The sequence below is a fragment of the Mesorhizobium sp. WSM4844 genome (assembly GCF_055811775.1).
Genome location: NZ_JBVVQB010000010.1, coordinates 111,748 through 121,168 on the forward strand (window position 1 = coordinate 111,748; position 9,421 = coordinate 121,168).

The 9,421-nt window shown below is 58.2% G+C and carries 9 protein-coding genes; 3 read left to right on the plus strand and 6 right to left on the minus strand.

Features of this window, described 5'->3' with window-relative positions:
- Positions 1–53: 53 nt before the first annotated feature.
- The 4 genes from AC0L2A_RS11335 to AC0L2A_RS11350 all read right to left on the minus strand — a co-directional run bounded on the left by AC0L2A_RS11335 (position 54) and on the right by AC0L2A_RS11350 (position 2,317).
- Positions 54–689 carry a LysE family translocator gene (locus AC0L2A_RS11335; protein ID WP_473608840.1) on the minus strand — a complete coding sequence of 212 codons (636 nt, stop codon included), beginning with the start codon at positions 687–689 and terminating at the stop codon, positions 54–56.
- 236 nt (positions 690–925) lie between these two features.
- Positions 926–1,084 (minus strand): hypothetical protein, encoded by a 159-nt coding sequence (locus tag AC0L2A_RS11340; protein ID WP_473608841.1) that lies wholly within the window; start codon positions 1,082–1,084, stop codon positions 926–928.
- Positions 1,085–1,124: 40 nt separating this feature from the next.
- Positions 1,125–1,691, minus strand: coding sequence for a hypothetical protein (locus tag AC0L2A_RS11345; protein ID WP_473608842.1), 567 nt, complete (start codon positions 1,689–1,691; stop codon positions 1,125–1,127).
- 104 nt (positions 1,692–1,795) lie between these two features.
- Positions 1,796–2,317 carry a hypothetical protein gene (locus AC0L2A_RS11350; RefSeq protein ID WP_473608843.1) on the minus strand — a complete coding sequence of 174 codons (522 nt, stop codon included), beginning with the start codon at positions 2,315–2,317 and terminating at the stop codon, positions 1,796–1,798.
- A 1,191-nt stretch (positions 2,318–3,508) separates the two neighbouring features.
- Between AC0L2A_RS11350 and AC0L2A_RS11355 the strand changes: the two genes are divergently transcribed.
- Positions 3,509–3,670: a nuclear transport factor 2 family protein gene (locus AC0L2A_RS11355; RefSeq protein WP_473608845.1), complete on the plus strand. Its 162-nt coding sequence runs from the start codon at positions 3,509–3,511 to the stop codon at positions 3,668–3,670.
- A 740-nt stretch (positions 3,671–4,410) separates the two neighbouring features.
- Positions 4,411–6,330: an adenylate/guanylate cyclase domain-containing protein gene (locus AC0L2A_RS11360; protein WP_473608846.1), complete on the plus strand. Its 1,920-nt coding sequence runs from the start codon at positions 4,411–4,413 to the stop codon at positions 6,328–6,330.
- Positions 6,331–6,630: 300 nt separating this feature from the next.
- On the opposite strand, the gene AC0L2A_RS11365 is transcribed toward AC0L2A_RS11360, so the two are convergent.
- Positions 6,631–7,074, minus strand: a complete 444-nt coding sequence (locus AC0L2A_RS11365) for a hypothetical protein (RefSeq protein ID WP_473608847.1) — start codon at positions 7,072–7,074, stop codon at positions 6,631–6,633.
- Between the two features lie 359 nt (positions 7,075–7,433).
- Here AC0L2A_RS11365 and AC0L2A_RS11370 point away from each other — a divergent pair, with 359 nt between their 5' ends.
- Positions 7,434–8,594, plus strand: coding sequence for a hypothetical protein (locus tag AC0L2A_RS11370; protein WP_473608849.1), 1,161 nt, complete (start codon positions 7,434–7,436; stop codon positions 8,592–8,594).
- Between the two features lie 280 nt (positions 8,595–8,874).
- On the opposite strand, the gene AC0L2A_RS11375 is transcribed toward AC0L2A_RS11370, so the two are convergent.
- Positions 8,875–9,378, minus strand: coding sequence for a hypothetical protein (locus tag AC0L2A_RS11375; RefSeq protein WP_473608850.1), 504 nt, complete (start codon positions 9,376–9,378; stop codon positions 8,875–8,877).
- Between the last annotated feature and the right edge of the window lie 43 nt (positions 9,379–9,421).

Below are 9,421 nucleotides of genomic sequence, written 5' to 3' on the forward strand. Positions count from 1 at the left end.
AATCAGGCGAAGGACGGCTGCATTCGGGCAACAGGCCGGAACGGATGATCCCTCTAGCGGCTTGTGCTGTTGCCGAAAGCCATGCGGATGCCAAGTCCGACGATGAAGCAACCCGCGATGCGTTGCTGCCAAAGCCTGACACGTGGACGCGCCATGATCCACGCTCCTACCGTGCCGGACGCGAGGGCGTAGGTTCCAAGCACAAGGACACCCGTCATCTTTTGCGTTGCGCCTAGCAGCAGCAGTTGCATCGTCACGGACCCTCGATGCGGGTCAACGAATTGAGGCAGGAACGCAACCATGAAGGTGATGGGCCACGGGTTGACCAAGTTGGCGATCATGCCTTCGCGTGCTGCCGCAAGGGGCTTTACCGGTCGTGTCTCATGTTGCGCGGTGGCATCCGGTGACGTGAAAATCAGGCGCGACCCCAGCCAAACGAGATAGGCCGCTCCCATCCATTGGAGCGCTGCGAATGCGAGCGGGGAAGCTCTTAAGAGAGACGAAACCCCTAGCGCGATCAGCGGGAGTTGCACCATTCCCGCACCGACTGTCATTCCCAGCACCGTGAACAGGGCAACGTCGCGTCCTTGTCCAATGCCACGAGCCATGACAAGCATGCTGTCCGGTCCCGGCGGCATCTGCATGAAGATGACCGTCCCGACGAATGCTATCCAAAGTGCTGGGTCCATCTTGGCCTTTGCCTCACACGATCTACCCCCAATCGTCTGGGCGGCTTTGAAGTTCCCATGCGACACTGTGTCGTTTTCGATGAGTGACGCGCTCTGGTTGGGCGAGTTCTCTGAAGAGGTGAGCTTTGAAACGCCGCACCGATGCTTGATTAGAAACACCAGCAGGCCAGAGTTGGAACGCATGCGAAAAAGGGGCGCGGTGTGATCCCCGCCCCCTTTCGTCGATCAACGATCAATCAGGCTGGTGAGACCGGCGCAACCTTACCTGTTGCACCTTCGAACAACCCCTCCAAGAAGACCACCCGGATCTGAAGCTCCAGACGGGTCATTATTTCGATGCGCTTCTTTGACCGAGGCTTTTCACCTGTGAGCAATTCGCCTTCAGTAAGCTGCATTGAAGCACCCGCGATCGAGGGGCTTGAGTGGAAGCGCCGGCTATGAATGGCCTGCGATCAACCATCCCCGCCACCTCGCCGCCAATAGCTTCTCTGCAAGCGTGAGTGGCGGCAGAGGCGATGGCATCCCCATAGGATACGGGCCGTTGTGCATATTGTAGAAGCCGAGCGAATTGGCTTTGCTTCTCCGGTTCCCGATCAGCAGGGCGAGGGTTTCGCGAGTGAGCTCGGGCCATGGATCATTGAGCCTGATGTTGTGGAGGATCGTTTGATGGATCTCCTTGACCACTGCTTCGGCATCGAAATTTTCGCCGTAGAAGAGGGCTGTCATCACGTCGAGTAGTGTGACAGGGAAATGATCGATGTCATCATCCGGAGGGTGGCTGTTAGCATGTGCAATCAATTTCTCAATTGTGTCGCGGTCGATAAGCGGCAACTGGCCTTGTAACGACCCTATGAGTGCTTGCAGGATCCCGATTTGCCCCGCTCCTATGCCTTCGACGTTCTTGAGCAAAGCTTCGGCCTTCCCTAGCAGAGCTTCGGCATTCTCTAACTGATCTTCGAAAAACTCGCGCTCACTGCCAAATTGATCGATAACGTTGGTCATGATAATCTTCTCCTTGTTATCGGCGGGATTAAGCCCTGCCGTTGGCTACATCGCCGGAGTGAGATCGGGCTGAATCGAAAAACACTCCGGCGAATTCCTCGCTGTCAGTCGGGACGCTCTGCCTTCACCTGTATGGAAGGGAACACGAACCGCGTCGGCGCTCGTAGTTGGGTCTGGATCGCCTTCAGACGGTCGATCTCGGCGATGGATGCCTTCAGCGCCTTAACGTCGCCTCTCGGCAGGTTGGCACTAGCCTCCAGGGCTTCATCGATCGCCCTGTCGACCTCTGCCAGCTTGTATTGGTTGATCAGCACCGACAGTTCATCGGCGGCGTCGAGGCAAGCGCCCAAAATGCCTACCGCACGTTCAAGCGCAGTGACCGGCTCGTCGCGATGATACTCAGATTTGAAGGTCTGGATTTCCGTTCTCAAAAAGTTCGGACCGGATATGTGGACTCCGTAGGCATCGAAGCTGGCATCGAAAGAAAAGTGACGATCCCCAACAAACTCGGAAAATGACCGCTTCAGATAGCCGGGCTTAGTCGGCGTGGCCTTCGCCGCCGCCAGTTCGGCCGCCTTCTGGCGTTCGCGGTAGCGTTTCTGTTTTTCGGCGGGCGTAAGAACCATGATCGAATCTCCGGTAGCAGTCACGGTTCTGGTAACATGGTGACCGTTACCGTGTCAACGGAGATTCGTCCAAGCTTCGCCCGGTCCACATCCTCGTGCACTATCTCGACGGGTCTGCCAGACGACTGTTATGACGAGCCAGGGTTCGCAGGCGAGCTCACTGGCGAGCTCGAGCACCGGACTGCTGCAACTGGACCGCAGCACACTATGGCGCTCTCTGGCGGCCATCCCTGACAGCGTGGCGAGTGATTTCGGCGCCCTGCGACCGGATGCACTCTTGCGACATCTCGCTGACCCTCCCAGACATCGGTTGGTTCATGGAATTCCGCCGACTACTCAAAGACGATGTGCCGTGAATAAACGGTCATCGAGAACGAGATCGAATGAGAGAACCATCGGACACGGATCGCAGCACCTGGGGCCCTCTAGCAGCGAAACGAACGACGAATATGGTTGAGCGCCAGTCTCGGATGTCTCCCAAGCACACGCATTCGGCACAGGTCAATGCGCCTATTTAGGTGTGGTCTGTCAGAGGTTTACGGGAACATCGGCCTAGGAACTACGCAGGACATGAAATAGGCCTCTTGCGGTATCGAGACTTCTAGCGCCCGATCATCCTACACTTCGGCCCATACAGCAGTCTGCCTCCGACGCGGAGCGCCTCCTGGATCCCGCCTTCGTTGACACTTTTCCAAAAACTTGGATTTCGGACGGTTTTGTCAACCTGATGTAAACTTAGGGTAAAGCAGACTCTTATTTCGCCTAAGAGAACGCACGTTTCTGGTTGACAGAATTCGTTGCGGATCACGAGTGATCGATGGCCCAAGTTGACGTTTGTCAACGTGGGCATGCCTGACCAGGCCTGTTCCCTTCAGACGGCCAGCCTGCACCCCACGCGAAGCGGTGCATTGAGGGAATACTTGTCTGCCGCAACAAAGAGCATCCCCTTGATCTAACCAAGAAAATCCTAGGACTTCCATCTTTGGGGTTCATCCCGTGTTAGAAACAAAGTCGATTGGTTCCTAGGAACCCCGGCGATCATCTGCTGCTTCCTCTCACGGCATCCAGAACCGGCACCCGTGGTGCACTCGCAGACGGGCGCTTACTTCACTGATCCCGCTAGATTAGCGGGACTGACCGAACATGCGCCCCATGCTCGCGGTCTGCGCTGGAGCCGGAGGGCTGTCGCGCATGACTGGCATTAAGACCGATGGCACAAAGGTCGACTCCTGGAGCCGGCGAACCATCGTGCTAGGGCGCATCGCCGGTTCTTGGAAAATCATCCACGAACATGCCAGCTTCCCTATGGCAATGGACGGAAGTGGGCGCGCTGTGACGGATCTCTTGCCGTAGTTCCGGAACGCCTAACGTCCTCAACAGGAATGTCGGCTTTCACGCGGCAAGGGCTCGTAGGTGAACGGTCGATTTGGCGGCGCGTTGCTGACAGTCAGCCTTTTCACGGGAGCGAACCAGCAGCTTCTGGGGATCGAAAAGCAATGGCAGACATTCGACAAGGTGGGACTGTGGCATCAGACTGGTCCCATTTGCGCCTTCGCGGCAGCGCGCTGACTCGAAAAATGGGCGGAATACCAACCTTCGCTGTGGTGCAGGCCGTCAACGGAGGACGGGAGGGGTCGGCGAAATGACCAGGATCGGCGCAAAGTTGCCCTCCATCTTGCGGAGCGCGCAACTCGGCTGTGGATCAAATCGGGGTTCAATGTGAGAGACGGCTTACCTGCCTCCGTCCACTCGATCGGAAACCCGCGCATGAGCCGCTGAAGCTGCGGTAGGTGGCTGCCGACCATCGAGAATCGCCTCAACAACGTCGGGCTCGAGCAGCGCAGGCCGTAGGAGCTACGCGACGTAGGAGGTCTTGAGCTTCTCTGCCCTGGCCAGTTCACTGATCGAGCCAACGCCGCCGTTTGTCGATCATGTTCTTCCAACGGAAGGCGCGGACGAGAGCAGTGAGCAGCGTGCCATCGCAGAAGCTGGCAAACGCGTAGCCCATTCGCCTTGCGGTTTGAGTCGAGACCTGAAAGGATCGAAGCGAGCCAGATGCGAGAGCACAGCTCTGGCTGTGGGAGCACGCCAGCGTGGTGACCACTCGAACGGAGCGGCGGCTGGCGGCCATCATGGCCGCCGACATCGTCGGCTACTCGCGCCTCATGGAAACCGACGAGGCGGCGACGCTCGCAGCGATCAAGGCGCTCCGGGCGGAGGTGATTGATCCACTGCTCAACGAGCATAACGGACGTGTCGTTAAGCTCATGGGCGATGGCGCCTTGGTTGAGTTCCACTCCGTCGTCGATGCCGTTGCTTGCGCCGTGGCCATTCAGACCAGAGTCGCCGCGCATCAGAGCGTGGCTCCTGCCGAGCGCCGCATAGTATTTCGTATCGGCACTAATCTCGGCGACGTGGTGGTCGAAGGTGATGATCTCTTCGGCGACGGGGTGAACGTGGCGGCGCGCCTTGAGCAGCTTTGCCAGCCGGGCGGCGTGCTCATCTCGGGAACCGCCTACGACCACATGAAAGGCAAGCTCAGCCTGCCAATTGACTTTGCCGGCGCTCAAAAGATCAAGAATATCGCCGAGCCGGTTCGCACCTACAGCGTCAGAATGCAAGGGGCAAAGCTCGGCTGGAGCCTGCGCACTCGCCGCATCCGGCGCTTTCTGCCGATGGCGGCTGCATCCCTTGTTTTGCTTGCGTTTGCGGCTGCTGGAGCGTGGTGGTGGCTGCGGCCGGTTGATACTGCCATCGGCAAGCCGTCCATTGCGGTTCTGCCTTTCAGCAATTATGGCGGCGACGAGGCCACCGGGCGCCTCGCCGACGGCCTCACCGAGGACATCATCACCGACCTCGCGCGTTTCCCCGAATTCCAGGTCGTCGCCCGCAATTCCACCGAAGCCTACAAGGGTAAGCCGGTGGACGTCCGCCAGGTCGCAGCAGCGCTATACGTCGGATATGTGCTCGAAGGTTCCATCCAGCGCCAGGGCAGCCGCGTGCGGATCAATGCGCAGCTGATCGAGGCGGCGTCAGGCAAGCATCTGTGGTCGGAGCGCTGGGACCGGCCGGATGAAGACGTGTTCGCCGTCCAAACCGAGATTTCCGAGCAGGTCACCAACCGGCTCGGTGGCGGCGAAGGGCTGATCCAGGGCGCCGGGCGGGCCGCGGCCAAACGCAAGCGGCCGGAAAACCTGAACGCCTACGAATTCTATCTGCTCGGCACCGAGAAGCTTGCGCAGATTAATAAGGCGGATGTCGAAGAGGCCATTCGCTTGCTCACCCGCGCCGTCGAGCTGGACCCCGGCCTCGCCCGCGCCTGGGTCGAGCTTTATCATTCGCATAGTCTTTTGGCGAGCTTCGGCGTCAGCCCTGAGAGCGAGCGGAAGGCAGCTGTCGAAGCGGCCGAGCGCGCCGTCAGGCTTGATCCGAGCGACGCCGAGGCGCACGCCGTGCTCGGCATGAGTTTTGGCGAAAGGGGCGACCTGGCCCGCGCCAAGGTCGAGTTGGACACCGCCTTGCGTATGGCTCCGAGTTCAGCTGAAATCCTGACCTTCTATATCGGCTGGGCGCCAACCTTCGGGGAACCCGAACGCGGCGTGGAACTGGTCGACCAGGTGATCCGACTCGATCCGAACTACCCATTGTGGGCCACAAACTTCTTCTCCTATGCCTATTTCATGGCCGGCCGCTATGAAGATGCGCTGAAGATGCAGGTGCGCATGACACCGGAAACCTACAACGTCCCCAAGTGGTCGATGCGGTGCGGTTCGTTCGCCGCCCTTGGTCGAACGGAAGACACGAAAGCCTGTGTCGCAGAGGCGCTCAAACGCTTTCCCGATCTGACCATGGAAACCATGGCAAACGAGCCGGGCTACAGCGACGCCGAGCACCAGCGCTTCCTCGAGACAATGCGCAAGGCCGGCTTCCCGGTCTGTGCGAGCCCCGAGGCGCTGGCGAAGTTCGCCAAGCCTCAGCGATTGCCGGAATGCGAGAAAGGGACCGCCAACTAGGCTGCGTCGCAGGAATGTCAAACGGCGTCACCTTTGACCATGCCGGCCGGAATGTCCGCTTCGAGGCGAAGGTAGTGTTTGCCTGTTGGGCCGACATGCTGAACAAAGCTGCCGTCCACCTCGCCGGTAGACGTCAGTCGTCTTTCGGTCATGAGCGCTGGCTGGACCGAATGTCGGGTTTCTGGAGGGAAAATAGATCCCGAAAGGTCCGATCAGGGTCAGATCGCGTCATGCAACACTCGAACTGAACGAAACAAAGGTCGACCTCGGTTGGTCACAGTGATCAGTTCGACGCGGGCATCACTCAGCATCATCGTCCTGCTTCGTGCCGCCCATGTCACCAAAGAGGGCGCGCAATATCTTTCGCAGCACGACCGATATCTTCGGATCCGTTCCGTTCGACACCTTGCGCAGCACGCGGATGAACTCTTTCTCATTGGCTGAAACGCGCTCGCCGACAATTACCTCAAAGGCTGCCCGGTCTCTTTCATTGCCGTCCTGCGTTAGCGCCATGATGAATAGCTCACGAGCATCGGTTTCTAGCGCCTTGGCGATGCTCACAACCCGAAAAAGCGGCACCTTGATTCGACCGGTTTTCATCATCGAAATGACGTTGTCGTTGGTAAGTCCAATCTCCCTGGCTATGTCTCTTTGGCTCTTCCGGTGCCCTAGTTCGTAGATGCGCTTGTCGAGGAATTTGGCAATCTCGGATTGGCGATGTGCATTCCTGCTATCTTTTTTCATGCTCGTTCTCTTTCTTAAGTCTATGATCTTGCTTAATATATATCAGAAAGCGATAGGGTATTTTGACTTCCCAATGATCTATGCAAATTGAATGTTCTTCAATTGGACCATTTAGCTAAGTCTATCACTCAATGATGGTTCGTATAAATCCAATATTTGAGATATACTGTCGAATCTATACATAAGTCATCTATGACTTACTGCGGTCTTGGCGGCCGAGCACACATTGGGGGATCCACGGCGCCCGAAGTTGGCGAGATGGAAACGGCCTAGGGCACCGCCTGTCGCATGGGTAATGCGACTCGGATAAAGGCCATCCTGTGTGGTCGAGAGGCTGCTCGATGGATGGGCCGCCACAGATGAACTACTCGACCAAAGTCGTCCTTAGGGGCATCAAAGACCCGAAGCGCGAGGTCGAGCTGGAATACAGCGCAGCTCCAACGGCAGCTGTGCAGCGGCGGGTTGCCGGAAGAACAGTTGTTCACCCGGTGATCGATCTCGGTGACTACACGTGCCGAGCGGTCATTGACTGGGCCGAGATTGACTTCTGGTTTGAGCACCGGACCCAGTTCCGATTTGTCCGAGACGTTCTCAGTCCCATCATTGGCCGGCAACCTTATGTAGAGCCGCTAGATCCGGAACCTGGAAACGTCAGCACTCAGTTTCGGGTAAAGGTCCAAGAACCGACGCTGGATCTCCTGGGACAATGCGAACGCGCGCTCGACCGAGAATTCGCTTTGCAGATGTATGGGGTGATTCATTCGATCGAGATTAGCCTGGATTTCAAACCGGTGACGCCGTCCTCCGACAAGCTCGGGAGGATGGTGGGGGTGCTAGCCCGGCACCTGTTTCCAGACCGGGATTTCATGACTGTCGGCCCCGACAGACCACGTTTTCTGTCGAATCGAAAGGAACCAACCTTCATCATCGGAGCGAACAACCTGCTCTCATCTCATGCAGACCGACCTGCTCCGATCGATGCGACGTTCTACGTTGGCCGAAGGGATGGGCAGGTCAGGTGGCGAGTGATGGAGAAGCTCATCGACAACCAGAACATCGAAGCTGGAACCTGGGATGATCTGCCTGTCAGCGAACACCGAGCCAGGACTGAAGTGACGCTGGACCGGCAGGAGCTGATCGACCTCGGGATCAACTTCCTAGACGATCTGCGACGATTCAATTTCGCCAGGCTCCAAGGCAGATACTTCCAGTTCATGGTCCCGACGTTCGAGAACCAGTTCGCAGGCAAGCGCCCAGCTCAGAAGGCACTGGAGATCGATCGCTGGAGAAGGTTCGTCAACGCCGGCATCGTCGGCGTAATTGCCATGGAACGGGCGAGGCAGTCGTTCAGAAAGGGCGCCAGGCCGGAGCTTAAGAAGTTGCTGCGAGCTAAGGGGCGCAAGATCCGGCCGGTTACCAGGCTCGGCAGCGGGGCTTCAGGTAGCTTCCTCGCCTACGAGGCGTTAAACGGGCGCGCGGCGATGGCCCTGGAGATGCTGGGGCACTGGGAGGGTGGGTGAGGCTGTGAAAGGCGAGTCCCTACTGCCCAAGTTATTAGGTGCTCTGAGCCACTCATGTTCACGATCCCAGCGCCGCAAACGGCTCCCGTGCATTCATATTCGCGACGGCATGCAGTTTGTGGTGGAAAAAACTTGCCAAACAACAATCGCGCGGAGCACTTCGCACGTTAGCTGAAAACAGCTGTCGGGCTCCTTTGACAGGCCGCCATTTCGCGATCGTCGGGCACTCGGCATTAAGGTCGCATTTTCGCCGCGCGAATGAAGCTCCCACGGCATCACCTCACCCCGTTCGTGATTGCTCTCTACCCCAATGCCAACAGGCATCGCGCGCCTGGCGATGAAACGAGAGCTCGTCGGCGACTGCGAATCCGACCCGCCTAGCGCCAGCTGCAAAGCCACCCAATGCGTTCGCCTCTAGGTCTCCGGTGTCGCGACCGCTCTCATTGACGCAGATTGCAGGCAGCATGGGCAAGCCGCGTGCATGGCAGACATCAAGGAGACGATCCAGGTGCCCATTCGCGCCGCTCATTCGATGCCGGGCCTGGCTCCATTCGACCTTGCTTGCCTTTGCCAGATCGCCATAGGTGACGCACCGCTGTTCGATTGCCGCCTGGGCGAGCAGTTCCAGAGACATGTCGATATTGAGGTGACCTTTTTCCTGACTCCGGCGTGCGCGCTCCTCTAGCAATTGCAGGTAAAGCGGCGCGCTTGTCGCACCCTTTTGCTCGTGGTTGCGTATCCATTGGTCGATTTCGGTATCTGTCTTTTCGGTCAAGCTTGCCATTCGACTTCCCCTCTTGCCCTCTGATTTGCGAGCCCGTGATGTT

Excerpts from the sequence above, each read along its gene's own strand:
- AC0L2A_RS11335 (WP_473608840.1), bottom strand. The coding sequence starts at position 689 with ATGGACCCAGCACTTTGGATAGCATTCGTCGGGACGGTCATCTTCATG.
- AC0L2A_RS11340 (WP_473608841.1), bottom strand. The coding sequence starts at position 1,084 with ATGCAGCTTACTGAAGGCGAATTGCTCACAGGTGAAAAGCCTCGGTCA.
- AC0L2A_RS11345 (WP_473608842.1), bottom strand. The coding sequence starts at position 1,691 with ATGACCAACGTTATCGATCAATTTGGCAGTGAGCGCGAGTTTTTCGAA.
- AC0L2A_RS11350 (WP_473608843.1), bottom strand. The coding sequence starts at position 2,317 with ATGGTTCTTACGCCCGCCGAAAAACAGAAACGCTACCGCGAACGCCAG.
- AC0L2A_RS11355 (WP_473608845.1), top strand. The coding sequence starts at position 3,509 with ATGACTGGCATTAAGACCGATGGCACAAAGGTCGACTCCTGGAGCCGG.
- AC0L2A_RS11365 (WP_473608847.1), bottom strand. The coding sequence starts at position 7,074 with ATGAAAAAAGATAGCAGGAATGCACATCGCCAATCCGAGATTGCCAAA.
- AC0L2A_RS11370 (WP_473608849.1), top strand. The coding sequence starts at position 7,434 with ATGAACTACTCGACCAAAGTCGTCCTTAGGGGCATCAAAGACCCGAAG.
- AC0L2A_RS11375 (WP_473608850.1), bottom strand. The coding sequence starts at position 9,378 with ATGGCAAGCTTGACCGAAAAGACAGATACCGAAATCGACCAATGGATA.